The 22,574-nt window shown below is 71.2% G+C and carries 21 protein-coding genes; 12 read left to right on the top strand and 9 right to left on the bottom strand.

What is annotated here, in order from left to right:
* Window positions 1-2 precede the first annotated feature (2 nt).
* Window positions 3-632, top strand: a complete 630-nt coding sequence (locus FVE25_RS20750) for a response regulator (protein ID WP_157248662.1) — start codon at window positions 3-5, stop codon at window positions 630-632.
* Between the two features lie 639 nt (window positions 633-1,271).
* On the top strand, window positions 1,272-2,420 hold the full coding sequence (locus FVE25_RS20745; protein WP_157248661.1) for a VLRF1 family aeRF1-type release factor: 1,149 nt from the start codon (window positions 1,272-1,274) through the stop codon (window positions 2,418-2,420).
* 15 nt (window positions 2,421-2,435) lie between these two features.
* On the opposite strand, the gene FVE25_RS20740 is transcribed toward FVE25_RS20745, so the two are convergent.
* On the bottom strand, window positions 2,436-3,263 hold the full coding sequence (locus FVE25_RS20740) for a GNAT family N-acetyltransferase (RefSeq protein ID WP_246267236.1): 828 nt from the start codon (window positions 3,261-3,263) through the stop codon (window positions 2,436-2,438).
* A gap of 58 nt (window positions 3,264-3,321) precedes the next feature.
* Window positions 3,322-3,696 carry a hypothetical protein gene (locus FVE25_RS20735; protein WP_181019654.1) on the bottom strand — a complete coding sequence of 125 codons (375 nt, stop codon included), beginning with the start codon at window positions 3,694-3,696 and terminating at the stop codon, window positions 3,322-3,324.
* 186 nt (window positions 3,697-3,882) lie between these two features.
* On the opposite strand from FVE25_RS20735, the gene FVE25_RS20730 reads away from it, so the two are divergent.
* Window positions 3,883-5,133 (top strand): sensor histidine kinase, encoded by a 1,251-nt coding sequence (locus FVE25_RS20730; RefSeq protein ID WP_157248659.1) that lies wholly within the window; start codon window positions 3,883-3,885, stop codon window positions 5,131-5,133.
* On the top strand, window positions 5,118-5,765 hold the full coding sequence (locus FVE25_RS20725) for a response regulator transcription factor (RefSeq protein ID WP_157248658.1): 648 nt from the start codon (window positions 5,118-5,120) through the stop codon (window positions 5,763-5,765). The genes FVE25_RS20730 and FVE25_RS20725 overlap by 16 nt, the downstream gene beginning before the upstream one ends.
* 289 nt (window positions 5,766-6,054) lie before the next feature.
* On the opposite strand, the gene FVE25_RS20720 is transcribed toward FVE25_RS20725, so the two are convergent.
* On the bottom strand, window positions 6,055-7,233 hold the full coding sequence (locus FVE25_RS20720) for an NYN domain-containing protein (RefSeq protein WP_157248657.1): 1,179 nt from the start codon (window positions 7,231-7,233) through the stop codon (window positions 6,055-6,057).
* A gap of 184 nt (window positions 7,234-7,417) precedes the next feature.
* Window positions 7,418-9,772, bottom strand: a complete 2,355-nt coding sequence (locus FVE25_RS20715) for a sigma factor (RefSeq protein WP_157248656.1) — start codon at window positions 9,770-9,772, stop codon at window positions 7,418-7,420.
* A 105-nt stretch (window positions 9,773-9,877) separates the two neighbouring features.
* Here FVE25_RS20715 and FVE25_RS20710 point away from each other — a divergent pair, with 105 nt between their 5' ends.
* Both FVE25_RS20710 and pyrE read left to right on the top strand, forming a co-directional pair.
* A complete protein-coding gene (locus FVE25_RS20710) occupies window positions 9,878-10,564 on the top strand; it encodes a hypothetical protein (protein WP_157248655.1) in 687 nt (228 codons plus the stop codon).
* The gene (pyrE, locus tag FVE25_RS20705) at window positions 10,561-11,094 is read left to right on the top strand and encodes an orotate phosphoribosyltransferase (RefSeq protein ID WP_157248654.1); all 534 of its coding nucleotides are present in this window, start codon (window positions 10,561-10,563) and stop codon (window positions 11,092-11,094) included. The genes FVE25_RS20710 and pyrE overlap by 4 nt, the downstream gene beginning before the upstream one ends.
* Here pyrE and FVE25_RS20700 read toward each other — a convergent pair whose 3' ends face one another.
* Window positions 11,095-11,544, bottom strand: coding sequence for a hypothetical protein (locus tag FVE25_RS20700; protein WP_157248653.1), 450 nt, complete (start codon window positions 11,542-11,544; stop codon window positions 11,095-11,097).
* A 37-nt stretch (window positions 11,545-11,581) separates the two neighbouring features.
* Window positions 11,582-12,283, bottom strand: coding sequence for a DedA family protein (locus FVE25_RS20695; protein ID WP_157248652.1), 702 nt, complete (start codon window positions 12,281-12,283; stop codon window positions 11,582-11,584).
* Between the two features lie 90 nt (window positions 12,284-12,373).
* Here FVE25_RS20695 and fbaA point away from each other — a divergent pair, with 90 nt between their 5' ends.
* The 3 genes from fbaA (at window position 12,374) to FVE25_RS20680 (ending at window position 15,221) form a co-directional block, all read left to right on the top strand.
* Window positions 12,374-13,396 (top strand): class II fructose-bisphosphate aldolase, encoded by a 1,023-nt coding sequence (gene fbaA / locus FVE25_RS20690; protein WP_157248651.1) that lies wholly within the window; start codon window positions 12,374-12,376, stop codon window positions 13,394-13,396.
* Window positions 13,397-13,430: 34 nt separating this feature from the next.
* Entirely contained in the window at window positions 13,431-13,838 is a 408-nt protein-coding gene (locus FVE25_RS20685) for a DUF3151 domain-containing protein (RefSeq protein WP_219825584.1), read from the top strand.
* Window positions 13,839-13,937: 99 nt separating this feature from the next.
* The gene (locus FVE25_RS20680; RefSeq protein WP_157248649.1) at window positions 13,938-15,221 is read left to right on the top strand and encodes an adenylosuccinate synthase; all 1,284 of its coding nucleotides are present in this window, start codon (window positions 13,938-13,940) and stop codon (window positions 15,219-15,221) included.
* A gap of 38 nt (window positions 15,222-15,259) precedes the next feature.
* Here FVE25_RS20680 and FVE25_RS20675 read toward each other — a convergent pair whose 3' ends face one another.
* Window positions 15,260-18,286 (bottom strand): AfsR/SARP family transcriptional regulator, encoded by a 3,027-nt coding sequence (locus tag FVE25_RS20675; protein ID WP_157248648.1) that lies wholly within the window; start codon window positions 18,284-18,286, stop codon window positions 15,260-15,262.
* An 88-nt stretch (window positions 18,287-18,374) separates the two neighbouring features.
* Between FVE25_RS20675 and FVE25_RS20670 the strand changes: the two genes are divergently transcribed.
* Both FVE25_RS20670 and FVE25_RS20665 read left to right on the top strand, forming a co-directional pair.
* Window positions 18,375-18,857 carry an NADPH-dependent FMN reductase gene (locus tag FVE25_RS20670; RefSeq protein ID WP_157248647.1) on the top strand — a complete coding sequence of 161 codons (483 nt, stop codon included), beginning with the start codon at window positions 18,375-18,377 and terminating at the stop codon, window positions 18,855-18,857.
* The gene (locus FVE25_RS20665) at window positions 18,854-19,849 is read left to right on the top strand and encodes an NADP-dependent oxidoreductase (RefSeq protein WP_157248646.1); all 996 of its coding nucleotides are present in this window, start codon (window positions 18,854-18,856) and stop codon (window positions 19,847-19,849) included. Before FVE25_RS20670 ends, FVE25_RS20665 begins: the two co-directional genes overlap by 4 nt.
* Window positions 19,850-19,857: 8 nt before the next feature.
* Here the strand turns inward: FVE25_RS20665 and FVE25_RS20660 are convergent, their stop codons facing one another.
* Entirely contained in the window at window positions 19,858-20,484 is a 627-nt protein-coding gene (locus tag FVE25_RS20660; RefSeq protein ID WP_157248645.1) for a GNAT family N-acetyltransferase, read from the bottom strand.
* A gap of 108 nt (window positions 20,485-20,592) precedes the next feature.
* Here FVE25_RS20660 and FVE25_RS20655 point away from each other — a divergent pair, with 108 nt between their 5' ends.
* On the top strand, window positions 20,593-21,510 hold the full coding sequence (locus FVE25_RS20655) for a glycerophosphodiester phosphodiesterase family protein (RefSeq protein ID WP_157248644.1): 918 nt from the start codon (window positions 20,593-20,595) through the stop codon (window positions 21,508-21,510).
* A gap of 31 nt (window positions 21,511-21,541) precedes the next feature.
* Here FVE25_RS20655 and FVE25_RS20650 read toward each other — a convergent pair whose 3' ends face one another.
* Window positions 21,542-22,567, bottom strand: coding sequence for a magnesium and cobalt transport protein CorA (locus FVE25_RS20650; protein WP_246267232.1), 1,026 nt, complete (start codon window positions 22,565-22,567; stop codon window positions 21,542-21,544).
* Between the last annotated feature and the right edge of the window lie 7 nt (window positions 22,568-22,574).

The following is a 22,574-nucleotide window of genomic DNA, read 5'->3' as shown; positions in this document are numbered from 1 at the left end:
GAGTGCCGGACCGAGCGAAGATCCTCCTCGTGGACGACCGCGAGGAGAACCTCATCGCCCTGGAGGCCATCCTCAGCTCCCTCGACCTGGTGCCGGTGCGCGCCAGGTCGGGTGAGGAGGCCCTCAAGGCGCTGCTCAACACCGAGTTCGCGCTGATCCTGCTGGACGTGCGGATGCCCGGCATGGACGGCTTCGAAACGGCCGCCCACATCAAGCGGCGCGAACGCACCCGCAACATCCCGATCATCTTCCTGACCGTGGTCGACAGCGCCCCCGACTACGCCTTCCGCGGCTACGCGGCGGGCGCCGTCGACTATCTGACCAAGCCGTTCGACCCGTGGGTGCTGCGGGCGAAGGTGTCGGTGTTCACCGAGCTGTACAACATGAACAAGCGCCTGACCGAGCAGGCGTCCCTGCTCCGCGAACGCCTGGCCTCCGAACTCCCGCCCGGCGCCTCGCCACAGGGCTCGGTCCTGCCGGAACTCTCCCGCCGGTTGGGAGCGGTGGAGGACGAACTGGCCCGGGTGCGCGATCTGGCCCGCAAGTACCAGGACCCGGTGCTGTCGGCACCCCTATCCGACCTCACCGAACGCGTCGCCCACCTGCGCGCAGGCTTCGACGCACTCTCGTAGGGGACGTTTTGTTGCGTTGATGTTTTACGTTGATGTTTTACGGCGTGGCCGCCGCGCCCGCCACCCGCCGTCGTGGGCGGGCGCAGGTCGGGGGGATCGCTTCTCACGTCGGACGGATGGCCCGCCGTCACGGCCCTTCGTTCACCCCGTCCCACGGGCCCCCGGGGTTCCCGCCGTACCCGATGCGCCGGACACCGCCGCACATCTCCTCACCGCACCGGCGCCTGACAGGAGCGCCCCGGTGTAGCCAACCCCCAGGACTTCCGCCGCGTGCCTGGTCCCCCGGGATGCCGTGCCTGGTCCCGGAGGCCGTGCCCGGTCCCAGGGGTGCCGTGCCCGGTCCCAGGGGGCCGTGACTTCCCCGTTCTCCGGCGGCGGACGCGGGTGGCTTGGCCAGTTCCGTGTTATGGCGGGGTCCCGGGTTGGCAAAGGGCGTGGGCGGGGGGCGTTCGGGGGTGGGCCGGGGCTGTGTCCTGGTCGGGGCTGCGGGCGGGAGCTCGGGGATGCCCTGGGGTCCTCGGCTGCCGGAGCCACAGGCCGGTAAAGGCGGGGGAAATATCCAACAGAGTGGGTGATTGTGGTGGTTTGGGGTTTCTAGGGTCGGTAGTGATCCGATGCCGGGAGAACGGAGTTGCTGCCGTGTTCGACCAGACCTTCCTCCGCGAGCTCGTCGCCATGAAGGATGACATCGGCGTGGTGTCCCTGTACGCTACCGCGAACCCACGGGAGGAGGCGTCCACCCGACCGGCCAGGGCCATCCGGCTCAGGAACGACCTGGCCATCATCCGGGACCAGGTCGGCGGCTGGCCGGAACGCGACCGCCGCGAGGCCGTCCTGGCCAGGCTCGAACACCTGGAGCCCGACATCCTGGAGTTGCTGGACGCCGCGGAATCGGGGATCGGACGGGCCCTGTTCGCCGCCGTCGGCGACAAGGACGTGCGGAAGGTGTCGCTGCAGGTGCCCATCGCGGACTGCGCGGTGCTCGAGCCGACCGCCTACATCCGTCCGCTCATCACCGCCATGGCCACCAGCGCCCCGGCCGGCCTGGTGCTGGTCTCGCGCGACGGCCTCAGGCTGATCGACGTCCGGTACGGCCTGGCCGAGGACGTCGAGCAGGAGCCCTTCGAGATCGACACCGAGGACTGGCGCCCCATGGTCGGCCCTGGGCCCGGCGGGACGAACCAGCCCATAGCCACCCAGACCGACCGATTCCACCGGAGGATCGAGGACCACCTCCGGCGCAGTCTCCAGCGCAGCGCCCCCGAGATCACCAGGCGGGCCAAGGAGAACGGCTGGGCCGACGTCCTGCTCATCGGCGACGTCGAACTCACCGAGACCCTGGCCACGGCCCTGCACCCGCTCGACACGATCCAGGTGGACAAGATCGTGGACGCCCTCTCACCCGGCGAAGCGGCCAGGAAGGTGTCCGCCGAACTCGCCGCCACCCGGATCCGCCGGGACACCGCCCTGGTGACCAAGGCCGTGGACGCCGCCAAGTGCGGCGGCCGCGGCGCCCTGGGGCTCAACCAGACCCTCGCGCTGCTCAACGAGGGCCGCGTCGATCACCTGCTCCTCGACGAGTCGGCCACCTGGACGGGGTTCAAGGGGCTGGACGGCTTCCTGTATGACCAGCGGCCCGTCAGCGTGCCGGCCGACGAGGTGCCCGATCTCGGGGAACGCATGATCGAGACCGCCCTGAACACCGGCGTCACCCTGACGACCCTGACCATGACCGCCGCCGCGCCGCTCCTGCCGTACGACGGGGTCGCGGCGCTGCTCCGCTGGTGACGCCGGTCATCCCGGTCAGCTCTTGGCGAGCTGGAGGAAGTGGATCGGGGTGTTGGCCTGGCAGCCGATGCGTTCGTAGACCGGCTGCCCGGCCTGCGTGGCGTGCAGGACCAGGCGCCGGTGCCCGGTGTGCTTGAGGCCCTCGTGGATCGCCTTGCGGGTGACGGCTTCGCCGTACCCCTTGCGCATTTCGGCGGGGAGGGTCGCGACGAGGGCCAGGAAGATCGAGTCCGGGCCGGCGACGGTGGCGGCGCAGGTCACCGGGCGGCCGTCGCGGTATCCGAGGTAGGCGTGGACGTCGCCGCCGCGCCGGCCCGAGACGCCGTTCGACCCGTCACCGCGCCAGAGTGCGGATCCGGCCAGCGCGTCTCTGCCCACCTCCGGCGGCATGCCGTACGCGAGGGCGTTGATCTCGCCGTAGTCGGCGAGGTGCTCGTCGGTCTCCACACGGCGGAACTCCAGCTCGGGGTGGTGAGGCTCGGGAAGGGTCAGGTCCCCGGCCATGCCGCGGCCGGAGAACGCCAGCTCCAGGCCGGGCTCGGCGGCCCGGCTGAACAGCTCGTCCTTCGCCTGGCGGCTCAGCAGGTCCTCGAAGATCCACACATATCCGGCCTGGGACCTGGTCCTCATGAACGACGCCGCCCGTGAGAGCTGGTCGCTGAGGGCGTCCGCCTGGATGTCGGCGCCGGTCAGCGTCACGGTGTTCCAGAACCCGAACGTGCTGTCGGCCCACATGCGGCAAACGCCGTCGTCGGTGCCGACCTGGCCGCCTCGGTCGCGGACCAGAGCCGTCCAGACGGTGATGAGGTGATCCTTGGACTCCAGCGCGGCGGGGGATGACACAGCGAAGGTCCCTTCTCTCAATGATCTATGCATCGAGTTTGCCGCACGGGAGCCGGGGTCAGCGTGACTTGGGGAAGGCCGCCCGCAGCCGGGGCCCGTTGACGAGGAAGGCGGCTGCCCCGATCGCCACGGCGCAGGCGACCTGCATCAGGACGAACCACCTCGGAAGGGCTCCCGGGATCGCGTCGATGGCGACGATCGCGATCGGCACGACGACCGACATGATGCGCACGCGGACGTAGGCCCATCGCGCGCCCCGCTCGGCGAGGGCGGTGAACCAGTAGGTCACCGCGGCACTGGCGAGCACTCCGCCCGACCGTCCCCACATGAACGAGGTCACCGGGTGTCCGCTGATCGCCAGGATGACGACCGTGGCGAGGACCACCACGCTCAGCGCGCCGTAAACCGCCACGAAGAGCTTCACGGTTTTCATGGTTGTTCGTCCCTCCTGTTGACTGTTGCGGAGAAGACGCTAGGAAACGCATGGTTTGTGCGGTATGTGGCTGGACGTACGGCAGGGTGGGCCTAGACCCACTTCTGGGGTGAGCTGGGGGGATTCGCAGTCGATGAGGTGCACAGTGGAGCCATCAGGAGGTCATCCAGCAAGGAAGAGAAGCTCATGAGACAGTGGCTCGCCGGCGCCGGCACCGGGTTCGTCCGGGCCTGTGCCGTACTCGCCGTCACCATGCCGATCCCGGCCGTATGGGCCGCCGCCGTGGCGCTGGGCATCTGGTGGGGGCCGGGCAACCCGTGGTCATGGCTGGCCCCGATCATCCTGGTGTGCGGGGGCACGCTCGCCCTGTCCCGCCCGGTGTGCCGGATGTTCCGCTTCCTCGTCGCCCGCTGGACCGGCACCGTCATCCCCGCCGGATACCGGCAACCCGGCCCGGTGACCCGGATGTCCACCGGCTTCTGGTGGAACGGCTTCACCTACGAACGCACCAGCCGCGACGCCCTCATGGACCAGAAGTGGCGCATCAGGTGGCGCGATCCCGCCACGTGGCGTGACCTGCGCTTCACCCTGATCGCGCCGTTCACCGCCGGCCTGACCGCCGCCGTCCCCCCGGTCGCCGCCGCGGCAGCCGTACTCGGGCTCTCGCAACCATCGCCCGCCGCCCGCGTCATCGGCGTGCTCGCCGCGATCGCCGCCGTCGCCACCGCCCCGTACGGCTGGCGGTCCGCCGAGCCCGTCGCCGTACGCTTCCTGCGCCCTTCACCGGCGATGACGCTGGCCGAACGGGTCGACGAGCTGACCGCCCAGCGCGCGGACACGACACTCACCCAGGCCGCCGAGATCCGCCGCATCGAACGCGACCTGCACGACGGCGCCCAAGCCCGCCTGGTCGCCCTCGGCATGTCCCTGGCCACCGCCGAGAAACTCATGGAAACCGACCCAGCCCAGGCCAGGGCGCTCATGCGGGAAGCACGGGCCGGCGCCGCCACCTCCCTGACCGAACTGCGCGACCTGGTCAAGGGCATCAGCCCGCCCGTGCTGAACGAACGCGGCCTCGCCGACGCCGTCCGCGCCCTGGCCCTGGACAGCCCGCTGGAGACCACGGTCACCGCAGACGTACGGCGCCGCCTGGACCCGCCGCTCGAGTCCGCCGCCTACTTCGGCATCGCCGAACTCCTGACCAACGCCGCCAAGCACGCCCACGCGACCCGGGCGCGGATCACCATCACCGACGACGGCACCGGCCTCGTCGTGAACGTCGAGGACAACGGTCAGGGCGGCGCCGACGTGTGCCCCGGCGGCGGACTCGCCGGCCTGCGCCGCCGCCTCGCGGTCTTCGACGGCGCCCTGGAACTCACCAGCCCGCAAGGCGGCCCGACCCACGCCAGAATGGTGCTCCCGTGCGCATCGTCGTAGCCGAAGACCTCTACCTGCTGCGCGACGGCATGATCCGCCTCCTGCAGGCGTACGGCCACGAGGTGGTGGCCACCGCGACCACCGGCCCCGAAACCCTGGCCGCGCTCCTGAAGTGGCGCCCCGACGTCTCCGTCGTCGACGTCCGCATGCCGCCGGCCCAATCCGACGAGGGCCTGCGCGCCGCCTTGGCCGCCCGCCGCGAACTCCCCGGCCTGCCCATCCTCATCTTGTCCCAGCACGTCGAGCAGTTGTATGCCCGCGAACTCCTGTCCGACGGCGCCGGCGGCATCGGCTACTTCCTCAAGGACAGCGTGTTCGACGCCGACCAGTTCATCGACGCCCTAGAACGCGTAGCCACCGGCGGCACCGCCATGGACCCCGCCGTCATCGCCAAACTCCTCGCCAGCGGCTCCTCCCACCGCCGCCTCGACCACCTCACCGAACGCGAACACGCCGTCCTCGCCCTCATGGCCGAGGGCCTGTCCAACCAGGCCATCGGCAGGCGCCTGTTCCTGAGCGAGAGCGCGATCAGCAAGTACACGACCTCGATGTTCGGCAAACTCGACCTCGCCGACGACAACCACACCAACCGCCGCGTCCTGGCCGTCCTGACGTACTTGAACAACCCCTGAAGTACCTGAACCAGAGGTACGGCTCCCGCGGCAGGAGGCACCCTTGCCACCCTGGGAAGCGGACCACCACCCAGGCGCTCCGGTCATGCGCCGGTACGGCGAGGAGACATGCGGCGGTGTCCGGCGCAACGGGCACGGCGGGAAACCCGGGGACCCGTGGGACGGGGTGAACGAAGGGCCGTGACGGCGGGCCATCCGTCCGACGTGAGAAGCGATCCCCCCGACCTGCGCCCGCCCACGACGGCGGGTGGCGGGCGCGGCGGCCACGCCGTAAGAGAAGAAGAGGAAATCAGTGGCGGGCGCGTTCGAGGGCGTCCCAGAAGCCGCGGCGGAGTGCGTGGCGGACCTCGTCGTGCAGGAGGAAGTCGATCGGCAGTGACGACCCCTGCAGCAGCCGCGCCTCCAGGTCGGACGGCATGCGGGGCTTCCTGGCCAGGACCGCCTCCAGCCACAGCGCGGGCGCGTCGCGGGCGACCGATTCGCCGAAGTCGTGTCCTTCCCGATGGGCCGCCTTCACCGCGTCGGCCAGCGTGGTGGCGCCGCCCGTGGCCGCCGGCGCCGGGGTGACGGGGGCGGGCTGCGGGCCGGTGTAGGGGCCGAGTTGCGAGGGCTGGTAGGCCGAGGGCGAGGAGTACTGGCCGGCGGAGGGCTGCTGGGCCTGGATGGGGCCGGTCACCGGGGCCGGGGAAGGGGCCGCCTGCGGGGCGGCGGGCGGCGGCGACGGGGAGGACAGGGGGTCGGGCTGGTAGCCGGTGTACGACGGCAGGGCGGAGGGGCGGCTCGGCGCCGGCGGGGCCGGAGGAGGCGTGGGGGCCGGGCCGTTGGGGGTGGTGGAGGCCGGGGGGAGGGAGGCGGGCGGTGAGGGCTGGAGTGAGGCGTGCGCGGCCTGGCCGTTGCTGACGGGCTGGTGGCCGTTGGTGGCTTCGGTGGAGCCGGTGACCAGGTTGACGTAGGGGCGCAGGTGGCCGCCGCCGATCTCGATGAGGTCGTCGCTCTCCTGGCGCAGCGAGCGGGAGACGGCCCAGCTGCCGTCGGCGGTAATGTGCACGACCGTCACCCGGATGCCGAGGTCCTGGGCGTCGCACACCACCTGGGCGAGGTCCTCGTCGCCGCTGACCACGACGGCGTCGCAGATGGCGCTGTTGCGGGCCAGGGTCATGAGGTCGCGGTGCACCTGGGCGTCCACGCCTTCCCTGCGGCCGGGCCTGATGCGCGACAGGCGGAGCTTGAGGCCGGGGATGTCGGCCAGGGCGTCGTGCTCGGGGGTGCGGCGGCCTTCGACGGTCGCCTCGTACCAGTAGCAGCGCAGCAACGGCAGGCCCGTGCGCTCACGGGACAGGTTGGTCATGAGCTGGAGCAGACCGGGGTAGTCCCAGGAGACGGCTTCGCGATGGCGGGTCCCATGAACGGCCATCGCGCCGTCTGCCAGCAAGTAGCCAGCGTCCACGAACAGCGCGCAGCGATCCACGCGACACCGCCCCTTTCTAGGTGGCCCGACCTTCTGGCCCTGCACCGTCAGAGCCGGACTCGGCGGCCCTTTACCAGGGTAATGAAGCCAATGATCGTGCGAGGGTTAATCCCGACGATTCCGCCCTCGCCCGACGTTACGCCAGAGGATTTACGCAGACCGTACCAGTCTGTCCCGTTCACGGTCACGACCGTGCGCGGACACTCACCGCCGCGACACCAAAGAGCACCGCATCCTGTCTCGTGGTGATGGACAGGCGGGGACGCGCCCCCAACTCGGCGCCGAAGGTGTCCACGTCGACACCGAACGTGAGCGCCTTGGCCCCGTTGGCGGAGCCGTCGAAGACGTTGCCCGCCGCCCGGTCCCCCGACTCCGGCACCAGCGGCCCGCCGCCCAGCGAGACCTTGTCGCCGGAAAGGTCGGCATCGCCCTCCCAGGTCACCAGATCGACCCGCGCGGGCACCGCCGCCGGGATCAGGCCGCCCAGCGGCACGTCCAGCCGTCCCGCCGTGCCCTCCTCCCCGCCGATCTGCATGGCCGTGTCGAGGACGACCGCCTGGCTGTACGGCTGAGCGGGATCGGTGGCGATGACCACCAGGCTCCACCCGGCATGTGCGGAAATACCCGGTTTCATGGGTGCGTCGGCCGCCCACCACAGTCCCTTCTTCGCGCCACTGCTGACCAGTCCCGTCACGTCGGCGTACGCCTGGTAGGCCGGACCGGCGGGCAGCTCTCGCCGCATCACCTGGTTCGGCCGGACGACCTCGTAGCCCTTGCGCCCCGCGGGGCGGAACTTGATCGGCCCACCGGCCGAGGTGTTCGCCGACCAGTAGAGGCCCGCCCAGACGACCTGCCCGCCCGCGGGTAGTTCGAGGCGGGCGGCGCTGGACGACTTGGTGCCGGGCACGGTGTCGCGGTCGAGCGCCTGCATCGGCCACAGGTCGTTGTCGCGCCGGTTCCCCTGCCTGCGCAGCGCCTCGGCGCACCCCTCGCGGGCAGGCGGGCAGGTGAGCAGCGCGTTGCCGACGGACCTGACGACGACCTTGCCGTCGGTGGCGAAGCGGGCGGGCGCGCCGTCCTCGCGGACGCCGACCGGCGCGACCGCCCGCACCTGGACGCCGCCCGCCTTGATGCGGACCGCGGGCCCGGTGCCCTCGGGCGCCGTCGAGGCCACGCGCACCCGCAGGAAGACCGCGGTCGCGGCGCCGCCTCTGAGCGGACGGCGCACGCACTGGGCGCCGCGCTCGGCCACCTTGCACGACCAGCCGTCCACGGTGCCGACCGGTTCGACCACGGCCGCGGCGGCGCCCCTGCGGCTGCCGGCGATGAGCGTGACGCCTTCCGGCAGGGCGACGGTGGCGGCCAGTTCCTCACTGGCGCCGCGCCCGGCGTTGCGCAGCCGGATGCCGACGATGCCCGGTTGCGCGCGGACCAGCGAGCCCAGCGCGCCGATGGTCGCCGACAGCTTGGCCTTGCCCGGCGGGGAGGTGGCCGGGGTGGGGTCCGGTGTCCTGGACGGCTTCTCCTCGGGCGGAGGCGGCGGCGGCTCGACCACGGGCGGCGACTGCCGGGTGGGGCTGGGCGCCACGGCCACCGGCGGCTTTTTGACCGGCTCCTCCCCCGAGACCAGCAGGAAGGCGGCGACGGCGACCGTGGCCGCCACGCCGCCCGCCGCCGCGGCCTGCTGGCTCTTGGGCGCGCGGCGGATCCAGCCGAGCGCGTGCAGGATCCCGGCCCCGGCGCCGCTCGCCGCACCCGCCTTGGCCAGGGCGGCGACGTATCCGGCGAAGATCGGGCCGACGATGAGCGGGCCGACGATGACGCGCAGGCCGCGGTTGACGTCGACGAGTTCCATGAGCACGGCGTTGCACTCGGCGCAGCCGCCGACGTGGTCGTCGACGGTCTTGGCGTCTCTTCTGGCCAGTCCGCCTCTGACGTAGGCGCCCATCTTGCCGAGCACGGGCCGGCAGGACTGCTGGGGCGAGGCGGCCAGGTGCATCTGCAGGTACGCCTGGCGCAGGCCCTCGCGGGCGCGGTAGGCCAGCGCGGCCACGCCGTTCGCGCTCAGTCCCAGGAGCGGGGCGACGTCGGCGGGCTTGGCGCTCTCGACCTCGGTGTGCCAGAGGACCGCGCGCCACCGGTCGGGCAGCGACAGGAAGGCGCGGGCGATGAGCGACTTCTCCAGCCCGGTGAGGGCGGGGTCGACGAAGGGCACCCCGGGGTCGAACAGCTCGATCTCGCCGGTGCTCACCTGACGGCTCTCGACCCGGCTGCGGTCGTAGACCGTGCGGCGCACGACGGTCAGCAGGTAGGGACGGAATCCGGCGTCGGGGCCGCCGCCGCGGCCCACCAAGTCGAGGATCTTGGTGAAGGACTCGGCGACGACGTCCTCGACGTCGGTTTCGCCGCGCACCAGTTGCCGGGCGAGGGCTCGAGCGGCGACGACGTGGCGTTCGTAGAGCTCGCCGTAGGCGGCGGCATTGCCACCTCTTACCGCTTCGAGTAGATCTGCATCGCTTTGCGGCGATTCGACACTCATAGTGACCTCACGATTACGCGGGGTTGCCCCGCCGAATCATTCCGCATTCCGCGTCATGACTAACCCGAAAGCTCGTCTTTGCCTTTGAAACCCTTCGGAGGACAGATGGACGAGGACAATCCAGGAACGCTGCGCTGGCGCTGGCGCAGGCGGAGCCTGGCCGCCGGCTGGTCGGTTCCCGAGGACTGGTGGACACCGGCGGTGGAGCACACGATCAAGGCCGTGAACAGGGGCCACGACCTGATGCGTGCCTGCGCCGCGCTCGGGGGCGCACGAGCCAGAGCCGGGGTCGGCATCGGCGAGGGCATGACCGACCTCGCCGCGCTCTTCACCACCCTCGGGCTCGGTGAGCCGCCGTACTCCGTCGCGCGATCGTTCGCCGTCGGCTGGACCGAGGCGAGTTTCGCCCCGGTGAACGGGCTCTGCTGCGAGGACCCGTTCACCGGCCTGGCCACCGTGACCTACCTGCGCACCCGGCTGGCCGAGGTCTACCGGGGATCCATGGCCGACCGGCACCGGCTCGTGGTCGCCGAGCCGTACCGGCGGCCGGCCGATCTCGCGGGACGGCTGGCGGCGATGCTCGACCTGGCCACGGCGGCGCGCGAGGCGTTCTCCGGCGACGAGACGCTCGCGCAACTCGCGCCCGCCCGCGTCGGCGCGCTGGCCAGGGCGGGGCCGGCGCTGACCGGGCGGATGGCCCGGCTGGAGTTGTTCCGGGTCTCGGTCAACCGGCTCCCGGAAAGGTTCGAGCAGGCCCTCACTCTGCTGCGAACCCTAAGCTTGGAGACATGACAGATCGCGAGAAGCTGCTTGCCGAGATCAAGAACAAGGCCGTCGTCCACGGCAAGGTCATCCTGTCGTCAGGGCAGGAGGCCGACAGCTACCTCGACCTGCGCCGCATCACCCTCGACGGTACGGCGGCGCCGCTCGTCGGCCGGGTGCTGCTGGAACTCACCGGCGACCTCGACTACGACGCCGTGGGCGGGCTGACGCTGGGCGCCGACCCGGTCGCCGCCGCGATGCTGCACGCCGCCGCCGCCCAGGGGCGCACCCTCGACGCGTTCGTGGTGCGCAAGGCGCAGAAGGTGCACGGGCTGCAGCGCCGCATCGAGGGCCCGGAGGTGAAGGGCCGCCGCGTCCTGGCCCTGGAGGACACCTCGACCACCGGCGGATCGGTCATGACCGCCGTCGAGGCCCTGCGCGAGGAGGGCGCCGAGGTGGTGGCCGTCGTCACCATCGTCGAGCGGGGCGCGGCGCCGCGGCTCGCCGATGAGGGCCTGGAGTACCGCTACGCCTACACGCTGGGCGACTTCGACCTGTGATCAGCCGCTTTTCGCGGTGCTCGGCACAGGGCTTTTCACCAAGCTCTTCACGGTGAACGCCTCGCGCGCGCCCGGCTTGCCCTGGGCGCGCGGCTTCCCGTTCTCGGCCACCCGCACCGTGCCCGCGTCGGAGAGCACCACCGACAGCTCCGGCTCGAAGTAGCTCACCTCTTCGCCCCTGCTCATGTCGCGGTACTGCAGCACGTCGCCGCCCGGCACCCGGACCGTGACCAGCGGGCACGTCTCGGCCACGCACTCGATGCGCACCGTCGGCACCTGGGCGCTGACGGACGGCACGGCCGAGGTGCGCTCGGCGACGGGCTCCGGCGTGTCGAGCGAGCTGAGCAGGGCTCGCGCCCCGATCACGACCAGCACGACCAGGAGCGCGACCGCGAGCGCGGCGAGCCCGAGCCTGGCGAGGCCCATCGGGTCAGTCCTGTGACGTCCCACACACCGGAGCGTACCCGTTGGTAACCTCAGTTTCCCTTTACGGCTTCATGTCGACCCTGTGGTGCTTGCCGTTCGGCTCCGGCAGCGCCTTGGCCGCACGGCGGCTCTTGATCACCTCGACGAAGATCGGGATCAGGGAGATGAGGACGATGAGGAAGACGCCGGGCAGGATGTAGCGGTCGATCTGCTTGGGGTCGACGCGGCTGCCCAGGAAGTAGCCGAGCAGGATCAGGCCCTCGGTCCAGACCACGCCGCCGATGACGTTCCACAGGAAGAACCGCCGCGGGCTCATCTCCAGCACCCCGGCGACCGGGTTCATGAACGTGCGCACGATCGGCACGAACCTGGCCAGCACCACCGCCCTGGCCGGGCCGAACTTCTCGAAGAACTCCTCCGCCCGGAGCACGTGCTCCTTCTTGAAGAGCTTGGAATCTGGCTTGTCGAACATCCGGCGGCCGAACTTCGCGCCGAGGAAATGGCCGAGCTGAGCCCCGGCGATCGCGCACAGCGGCGTCCCGATCAGCAGGACCGGCAGGGAGATCGGCTCGATGCCCATGCCGACGGCTACCGAGGCCGAGCTGAAGATCCCCGCGGCCACCAGCAAGGAGTCGCCGGGCAGGAAGAAACCAAGCAGCAGGCCGGTCTCGGCAAAGATGATCGCCAGCACGCCGACCGTGGCGAAGGCCCCGAGGATGGTGAGCCACCATGTCGGGTCCAGGAGGTTGAGAAGCCAGTCCACCTAACGAGGGTACCGGCCCGTGTCACTACCACGCGGGTGAAGGAGCCGGGATACTGGGCACGCGACGCCGAACGTTACAGGAGATGCATCATGCCTATCGCCACCCCAGAGGTCTACGCACAGATGCTCGACCGGGCCAAAGCAGGCGGATTCGCCTACCCGGCGATCAACGTGACCTCGTCTCAGACCTTGAACGCCGCCCTGCGCGGCTTCGCCGAGGCCGAGAGCGACGGCATCGTCCAGGTGTCCACCGGCGGCGCGGAGTTCCTATCCGGCGCGTCCGTCAAGGACATGGTGATCGGTGCGACCGCTCTCGCGGAGTACGCCCGGGTCGTGGCCGCCAAGTACCCGGTGACCATCGCCCTGCACACGGACCACTGCCCGAAGGACAAGCTCGACGGATTCATGCGCCCGCTGGTCGACATCTCCCTGGAGCGCGTCTCCAAGGGCCAGGACCCGCTGTTCCAGTCGCACATGTGGGACGGCTCCGCCGTACCTCTGGAGGAGAACCTCGAGATCGCCAAGGAACTCCTCGACAAGTGCCGCCGCGCCAACATCGTCATGGAGATGGAGATCGGCGTCGTCGGCGGCGAGGAGGACGGCGTCGTCGGCGAGATCAACGAGAAGCTCTACACCACGGCCGAGGACGCGCTGGCCACGGCCGAGGCGGTCGGCATCGGTGAGCAGGGCCGCTACCTTCTGGCGGCGACGTTCGGCAACGTGCACGGCGTCTACAAGCCGGGGCACGTCAAGCTGCGCCCGCCGGTGCTCAAGGAGATCCAGGACGCGGTCGGCGCCAAGTACGGCAAGGACAAGCCGTTCGACCTGGTCTTCCACGGCGGCTCCGGGTCGGCGCTGGAGGAGATCCACGAGGCGATCTCCTACGGCGTGATCAAGATGAACATCGACACCGACACGCAGTACGCCTACACCCGCCCGATCGCCGCGCACATGTTCACCAACTACGACGGCGTGCTCAAGGTCGACGGCGACGTCGGCAACAAGAAGGTCTACGACCCGCGTTCCTACGGCAAGACCGCCGAAGCCTCCATGGCCGCCCGCATCACCCAGGCGTGCCAGGACCTGAAGTCGGCCGGCACGAAGATCGCCTAGTCATCCGGGTGGCCCGGCGGGTATGACTGTTTGTATGGAAAACCTTCTCGCCGGGCCGCCCCCGACCCTTCTGCCGGATCTGCCCGAGGCCCGCGAGGCACTCGAGTCCGGCGTCAAGCCGTCCGACGTCGCCGCGCGCTTTCCCGCCTACCCGGGAGCGTGGGCGGCGCTCGCGGAGGAGTACTTCGCGCAGGGCCACGCCGTGACCAGCTACGCCTTCGCCCGCACCGGCTACCACCGCGGCCTCGACCAGCTGCGCCGCAACGGCTGGAAGGGACATGGGCCGATCCCGTGGGAGCACGAGGCGAACCGCGGCTTCCTGCGCTGCCTGTACTCCCTGGCCAGGGCCGCGCAGTCGATCGGCGAGAAGGACGAGGCCGAGCGCTGCATCCAGTTCCTCAAGGACAGCGACCCGGCGGCTTACGACGCGCTGGCCAAGTGAGCCTTGGGGACGAATAACCCAATCGGGTAGTCTCGCTACGCAAGAGCCCCTGTCGCTGTTGCGCCAGGGGTTTTTTCCTTTGTTGTTTTGGAGTTAACCATGCCGGCTGTCGTTGTCTTGGGTGCCCAGTGGGGCGATGAAGGCAAGGGAAAGGCCACTGACCTGCTCGGCGACGCCGTTGAGTATGTCGTCCGCTACCAGGGCGGCAACAACGCGGGCCACACGATCGTCATCGGCGACCAGAAGTACGCGCTGCACCTGGTGCCCACGGGCATCCTGTCGCCCAACGTCGTGCCCGTCATCGGCAACGGCGTGGTGATCGACCCGGGCGTGCTCCTGGAGGAGATCGACGCCCTGGCCGAGCGGGGCGTGTCCGCGGACAAGCTGCTGATCTCGGCGAACGCGCACCTGATCATGCCCCACCACAAGGCCCTGGACAAAGTGAGCGAGCGCTACCTGGGCAAGGCCAAGATCGGCACCACCGGGCGGGGCATCGGCCCGGCCTACGGCGACAAGATCTACCGGGTCGGCATCCGGGTCCAGGACCTGCTCGACCCCGGCATCCTGGCGCAGAAGATCGAGGTCGCGCTCAACGAGAAGAACCAGATCCTCACCAAGATCTACAACCGGCGCGGGCTCGACCACGCCCAGGTCCTGGAGGAGTACCTCGGGTACGCGGAACGCCTCAAGCCACACATCGCCGACACCTCGCTCGTGCTCGCGCGCGCGCTGGACGACGGCAAGTTCGTGCTGCTGGAAGGCGGCCAGGGAACGCTGCTGGACATCGACCACGGCACCTACCCCTTCGTGACCTCCTCCTCCCCGACCAGCGGCGGCGCCTGCGCGGGCGCCGGCATCCCGCCGCACCGGCTGACGAAGGTCATCGGCATCCTCAAGGCGTACACGACCCGCGTCGGCTCGGGACCGTTCCCGACCGAGCTCGACAACGAGATGGGCGAGTGGCTGCGCACCACCGGCGGCGAGTACGGCGTCACCACCGGCCGCAACCGCCGCACCGGCTGGTTCGACGCCGTCATCGCCCGCTACGCCACCCGGATCAACGGCGTCACCGACTTCTTCCTCACCAAGCTCGACGTGCTGTCCGGGCTGGAGCGCATCCCGGTCTGCGTGGCCTACGACGTGGACGGCACCCGCCACGACGAGATCCCGATGACCCAGACCGACTTCCACCACGCCAAGCCGATCTACGAGGAGTTCCCCGGCTGGCAGGAGGACATCTCGGGGGCCAAGTCGTTCGACGACCTGCCGCCGAACGCCCAGGCGTACGTGCGGACGCTGGAGGAGATGAGCGGGGCCCCCATCTCCGCCATCGGCGTCGGCCCGGGCCGCGACCAGACCATCTCCCTGCGCTCCCTGGTCTGAACGTGTGGCGGGCCGGGGAAGATCCCCGGCCCGCCCCTTCAAGATCGGCCGAGCGCCTTCCCGGCGGCCGCCCGGATCCGCTCCACGTCCCCCCGTTCGGCCGGAGGCAGGGGCGCGCCCACCGACTCCCGCAGCTCGGCCGCCTCCTCCAGGAGCCGCAGCGCCTCCTCGGGAAGCCCGTCGAGCACCGCCACCCCCGCCAGCCCTTCCCGCGCGAGCGCCACCGACCGGGGATCCCCGAGCTCCCGCGCCGCCCTCAGCCCCTCCTCGTGCAGTTCCCTCGCACGTACGGCCCGGCCACGCAGCTCGGCCACGAACCCGAGCTCCGCCAGAATCAGCGTCACCCCGTAGAAGGGCACCCCGTAGTCGGCCGCCAGCCGCCGGTTCCACTCCAGTGAGGCCAGGAACAGCCGCTCGGCCTCATCCAGGTCCCCGGCCCGGCGAGCGGCCAATCCAAGCCCGACCCGGGCGAACTCCTCGGCGAACCGGTTCGACTGCTCGGCCGCCAGCCGCATGCCCCGCTCATGGAACTCCCGTGAGCGCCCCAGGTCCCCGGTGAGCAGCGCGATCCGCCCCAGGCTGGACAGCCGGTAGGAGGCGTCCGTCCACAGCCGCAGGTCCTCCGCGATCCGCAGCCCCTCGCGGTGCAGGGCCCCGGCCCGCGCGTAGTCGCCGGTGATCTCGGCCAGGTAGCCGAGCTGGTCGTTGGCCTGCATCCGGCCCCACTGGTCACCGAGGTCGGTGAAGATGTCCAGGCTCTCGGTCCCGCTGCGCTCGGCCAGGGCGAGGTCCCCCTGGAAGATGGCCAGCTTGGCCCGCCCCATGAGCGCCGCCGCCTCCCCCCACCGGTCCCCCGAGGCCCGGAACCCGGCCAGCACGCCGGTGAGCAGCGGCTCGGCCCTGCCCACGTCCCCCAGCCCCAGGTAAGCGTGCGCGGTGAACCACACCTGCCGGTCATTTCCCGAAATTTCCTGGTACGGCAGGCCCAGCAGCATGGCGAACCCGGGCTCCCAACCCGTCCCCGCCGTCAGCCGATGCGCCTCGGTGTGACGGCCCCGCAGGTACAGGTACCAGGCCAGCCGGTCACCGGTGTCCACGGCCCGCAGGTTCAGCATCTCGTCATCGAGCCTGGCCAGCCATTCACGCTGGGCATGGCCGTACAACTGGGGCCGGGCCCGCTCCGCCAGGTCGGCATAGTAGGCGTCGCGCCGGGCGAACAGGGGATCGTCCGGCGTCAGCCGTTCCAGGCAGTAGGCGGCGATGCTCTCCAGCAGCCGGTAGCGCGGCGGCTCGGCCACCACCATCGACCGGTTGACGAGCTGGTCCACAAGCTCGACGGGCACGCCCGCGGCCTCCGGCGTGCACCCGCCGGGATGAACGGCCAGGGCGCCGAGCGCCCGCTGCTGCGCCTGGGTCAGCTGCTCCCAGCTCCAGTCGATCACCGCGCGAAGCGTGCGCTGCCGGGCGGGCAGCCCGCGCATGGTTCCCCCGAGCAGCCGGAACCGATCGTCCAGATGCTCGGCCACCCCCCGCACCCCAAGAGCCCGGACCCGGGCCGCGGCCAGCTCCAACGCCAGCGGCAGCCCGTCCAGGCGCCGGCAGATCGCCTCGGCGTACGGGGTGGCGGCGGCGTCCAGCCCGACCCCGGCCCTGGCGGCGAACAGGCTCAGCGCGTACGGCGCGGCCAACGGCGCCACCGTGTACACCGACTCGCCCGGGATGGCCAGCGGCTCCTGGCTGGTGGCCAGGATCGTGAGCCCCGGAGCGGCACGCAGGAGCAGCCCGGCCAGCTCGGCGACCGGCTCGACGAGATGCTCACAGTTGTCCAGGATCAGCAGGAGCTCACGCCCGCGAAGGGCGTCGGCCAGCCGCTGCGGCAACCCGGCACCGGGCATCCCGGCCCGGGCAGCCACCTCGTCCCGAACCCCGACCGCCTCGGCCACCACCTCGGCCACCCCAACCAGCCCCGCGAAGCCCACCGGCCCGGCCCCAGGCACCTCACGACCCGCCGAACCCGCAGAACCCGCCGAACCCGCAGAACCCGCAGAACCCGTCGAACCCGTCGAACCCGCAGAACCCGTCGAACCCGTCGAACCCGCCGAGCCGCCCAGACCCACCCCGGCCAGCTCCACCAGCCAGGCGTCGTCCCGCCCCTCGGCCGCGGCGAGCGCCAGCCGCGTCTTCCCGACCCCGCCCGGCCCCGTCAGCGTGACCAGCCGCCCGCCCGCGAGCAGCGCCCCCACCTCGGCCAGGGCGTCATCCCGCCCGACCAGCCCGGTGAGCGGCGCGGGCAGATTGCCGCGCGGCCGAGCAGAGGAGGTGGCGGGTGCGGGTACCGGTGCCAGGGCGGGGTCCTGGCGCAGGATCGCCCGGTGCAGCGAGACCAGTTCGGGCCCGGGGTCGACCCCAAGCTCCTCGGCCAGCCGTTCCCGCAACGCGGCGTACCCGGCCAGCGCCTCCGTCTGCCGCCCCGACCGGTAGAGCGCACGCAGGTGAACCGCCCGCAGCCGTTCCCTCAGCGGATGCTCGTCCACCGGTTCCGACAGCTCGTCGGCCAGCCGGGTGTGCTCGCCCAGGGCCAGCCGTACCTCGGCGTGTTCTTCGAGTGCGGTCAGCCGCTGCTCGTCCAGGCGGGCGGCGGCGGGCCGAATGAACTCCGCGTCGGCGAAGTCGGCGTAGGCGGGCCCGCGCCAGAGGGACAGGGCGTCGGACAGCAGCCCGGCCCGCGTGCCGAGGTCGTCCGCCTCGTGGGCGCGGGCGAGCAGCCGGGCGAACCGCACGGAGTCCACATCGGGAGCGTGCAACACGTAGCCGGCCGGTTCGTAGCGGACGAGGTCCCGGCCGACGACCCGCCGGAGCTGCGAGATCTTGGTCTGCAGGGTGTTGGCCGGGTTCCCCGGCGGGTCCTCGCCCCACAGGTCGTCGGCCAGCCGGTCGGCGGAGACCGGCCGCCCCTCGTGAACGAGCAGATCGGCCAGCAGCGCCCGCACCTTCAGCTCGGGCACCCGGACGGGCGAGCCGTCCTCCGCCCACACCGAAAGCGCCCCAAGAACACCAAATCGCACCAGGTCACGCTACCCCCAGCGGACCCCCAGCCGTTCGTGCGCGCCGCCGCGCACAGTGGGTCCCGCGACAAGGAGAGGAGGCGCCGGGATGCGAGTGGCGATCATCATCGGCAGCGTGCGGCAGGGGCGGTTCGGCCCCACGGCCGCCCGCTGGATCCAGGAGCGGGCCGTACGGCGCGGCGATCTGGACGTCGACGTCATCGACCTGGCCGAGGCATGGCTGCCGGCCGTGCTGACCGACGCGTGCGTGCCGCCGGCCGTACGGGATCTGCGGCCGTGGCTCGCGCAGGCGGAGGCGTTCGTGATCGTCACGCCCGAGTACAACCGGAGCTTCCCCGCCTCGCTCAAGAACGCCATCGACTGGTACCGCGACGAGTGGCGGGGCAAGCCCGTCGCCTTCGTCGCCTACGGCGGGGAGTCCGGCGGACGGCACGCGGTGGAGCAGCTCCGCCCGGTCTTCGCCTACCTCGGCGCGCTGCACGCCGGCGAGCCCGTGCTCTTCCGCCACCACGAAACCCCGTCCGACCTCGATGCGGAACGACTGCTCGACTCTTTGAAGGAGACCTCATGAACCGCGAGATCCGCCTGGCCGCCCGCCCCTCCGGCGAGCCGGCCCTGAGCGACTTCGACCTGGCCGCCACCCCCGTCCCGCAGCTCGGGGACGGCCAGGTGCTGGTGCGCAACACGTGGATGTCCGTGGACCCGTACATGCGGGGCCGGATGGACGACAAGGAGTCCTACATCCCGCCCTTCGAGATCGGCCGGCCGCTGGACGGCTCCGCGGTGGGCGAGGTGGTGGCCTCCCGTGCCCGGGAGATCCCGGTCGGCGCGACGGTCGTGCACTTCGCGGGCTGGCGGGAGTACGCGGCGGTGGACGCGCCGCACGCTACCGTCGTGGATCCGTCCCTGGCCCCCGCGGAGGTCTATCTCGGGGTCCTGGGCACCACGGGGCTGACGGCCTACGCCTCGCTCACCGACGTGGCTCCGGTACGGCAGGGCGACACGGTCTTCGTCTCGGCGGCAGCCGGGGCGGTGGGCAGCGTGGCCGGGCAACTGGCCAGGAAGCTGGGCGCGGCCCGGGTGATCGGCTCGGCGGGCGGCCCGGTGAAGGGCGGGAAGCTGGTGACGGACTTCGGCTACGACGTGGCGATCGACTACCGGGCGGGCTCGGTGGCCGAGCAGTTGCGCGCGGCGGCGCCGGACGGGATCGACGTCTACCTGGACAGCGTGGGCGGCGACCACCTGGTGGCGGCCATCGACGCGCTCAACGTGGGCGGCCGGATCGCCATGGTGGGCGCGATCAGCGCCTACAACGCGACCGAGCCGGTGCCCGGCCCGGCCAACCTGTTCACGCTGGCGGCCAAGAACGCCACGCTGCGCGGCATGCTGATCAACTACTACCTCCACCTGTTCCCGGAGTGGATCGGCAAGGCGGCGGGCTGGCTGGCCGACGGCTCGCTGCGGGCGGAGACGACGGTGGCCGAGGGCCTGGAGCGGGCGCCCCAGGCGTTCCTGGACGTCCTCAGCGGCGGAAACGTCGGCAAGATGCTGGTCAAGCTGTAGTGCCGCGGTCAGGTGGCGACGACGGCGGGGGTCACGACGGTGTGCTGCTGCCAGCCGAGCGTGGTGTAGAGGGCCTTGCCGTCGGCGGTGGCCAGCAGGACGCCGGTCGTGGCGCCCCGCTCGGCCGCCGCCGTGGACAGGGCCGTCATCACGACGCTGCCGAGCCCGCGGCGGCGGTGCGCGGCGGCGGTCTCGACCTTGTCGACCACGCCGGTGGCGCCGGTGAGGGCGATCTGCCCGCGGGCGGCCATCTCGCCGTCGGCGGTCAGCAGGCGGGCGGTGACGACCTGGCCGCGCTGGATGACGGCGAGCGTGTAGCCGTCGGGCGCCGTCGCCCGGGTACGGCGCAGCGGCGCGGTCATCATGAACTCGGGCTGCTGGACCGCCCAGGCAGGGGTGAGCGAGGGCGTCACCTGCTCGGCCGGCGCGCACACCTTGAGCCAGGTGCCCGGGGTGTCGAGGGTCCCGGCGAGGTGGCGCAGGACGGCCGGTGATGCGTCGGGAAGGATGTGGCGGACCAGGTGCCCGGGGAGACCGACGTCGACGCGGAGCCCCCAGAACTCCTCGACCGGCGGTTGTGTATCGCGTGACACGGCCCAGCCCCGTACCCAGGCGCGTACGATGTCTACGCTCATGACAGACCAGCTTAGGACGATATATCCACTTATCTCCTCCCAATTATTCGGGTGCGAGCAATCTCACCGGAGCGGCGTGGCATCCCTGACCAGCGGCACCCGGACGGTATGGTCCCCGGTGTGCGCGCCGAGATTCATGGACACCGGGGAGCGAGGGGCCTCTGGCCCGAGAACACGCTGCCGGGACTCAGCAACACCATGCGACTCGGGGTTCACGCCCTGGAGTTCGACGTGGCCCTCACCGCCGACCGCCGCCTGGTCCTCACCCACGATCTGACCGTCTCCGCCGTGACCAGCGCCGACACCCGGCCACTCGTCGACGGCGACATCGACTTCCCGTACGTGGGCAAGCCCATCAACGCCCTGACCCTGGCCCAGCTCCGCATGCTCGACGTGGGCGTACGGCTGCCGCGCCACCCCGACGACCCGTTCGCCCTGACCCAGAAGGCCGTCCCCGACACCAGGATGCCGACGCTGGGCTCCGTCCTCGGCCTGGTCAACGCCTACGACGCCGACGGCGTCCGGCTGCACGTGGAGCTGAAGTCCAACCCGACCCGCCCCGAGCTCACGCCCGACCCGGAGATGTTCACCGACCTGGTGCTCGACGAGCTCGAACGGCACGGCCGGCTGAACAACGCGGCGATCCTGAGCTTCGACTGGCGCATCATCGCCCGCGCCGCCGAGAAGGCCCCAGGCACGCGGCGCTTCGCGCTCATCGAGCTCGACACCCTCCACTGGCACGGCTGCCTGGGCGACGGCGTCCCGGCCACCGCCGCGGCGGCCGGCGCCACCACGCTCTCCCCCGAGCACGTGATGGTGGACGAGAAGCTGATGGCGCAGTGCGCGGAGGCGGGGCTGGACGTGGCGGTCTGGACGGTCAACGACACCGCCCTGGCCGCGCGCATGCTCGACCTGGGGGTGGCAGGCGTGGTCACCGACTACCCCGACAGGATGCGGGAGTTGTGGGCCGAGCGCGGCCTGGACCTGCCTGAGCCGGTGCGGCCGCTCAGGCCCGTCAGCGTCTGAAGCCGCTCAAGGCGGCTGGAGCGCCCGGAGTCTAGAGCCAGCCGTTGCGGCGGAAGCCGCGCCAGAGCAACGTGCAGGCCACGAGCATGAGGGTCACGATGGCGGGGTAGCCCCAGACCTGGTCGGAACCCGGCAGGAAGTCGAAGTTCATGCCGTAGATCCCCGCGATCATCGTGGGGACGGTCAGGATGGCCACCCACGAGGAGATCTTGCGCATGTCCTCGTTGGCGAGGGTGTTGGAGCGCGCGAGGGCGGCCTGGAGGATGGAGTTGGCCAGTTCGTTGGAGGACTCCACCTGCTCGCACACGCGGGCGAGGTGGTCGCTGACGTCGCGGAAGTACTCACGCATCTCCGAGGGGATCACCCGCCGCTGGGGCAGCGCCGCCATGGGCGCCTGCAGCGGGGTGACCGCCCGCTTCATCTCCAGCATCTCCCGCTTGAGCTGGTAGATCCGGTTGATGTCGCGGGAGCTGACGTCGGCGAAGACGGCGGCCTCGACCTCTTCCAGCTCCAGGTGCATGAGGTCGGCGACCTGAAGGTAGCGGTCCACGACGTAGTCGGAGATGGCGTGCACGACTCCGGCCGGGCCCCGCTCCATGAGGTCGGGGCGGTCCTCCAGCTTCTCGCGCACCTCGGTCAGCGGGCAGTGCTCGCCGTGCCGTACGGTCACCACGAAGTCCGCGCCGAGGAAGACCATGATCTCGCCGGTGGCGATGATCTCGCTGGTGGCGGTCAGCTCGTCGTGGTCCAGGTAGGCGATGGTCTTGAGCACCAGGAACAGCGTGTCGCCGTAGCGCTCCACCTTGGGCCGCTGGTGCGCCTTGACGGCGTCCTCGACGGCCAGCGGGTGCAGGCCGAAGACCTCGGCCAGCCACTCGACCTCGGGGGCCTCGGGCTCGTGCAGGCCGACCCAGACGAACGCGTTGGCATCGGTCTTGTTGTGCTCGCGAACCAGCTCGAGGGATTCGACGATGCCGGGGGCGGCGACCTTCTTGCCCCCTATGTAGGCGCCGTACTCGACGAGGGAGTCCACCGGCGCCACGCAGTCCTGGCGCACGGGCTTA

Source organism: Nonomuraea typhae (genome assembly GCF_009760925.1).
GTDB classification, from domain to species: Bacteria; Actinomycetota; Actinomycetes; order Streptosporangiales; family Streptosporangiaceae; genus Nonomuraea; species Nonomuraea typhae.
This window is presented reverse-complemented; position numbering and strand designations above follow the sequence as displayed.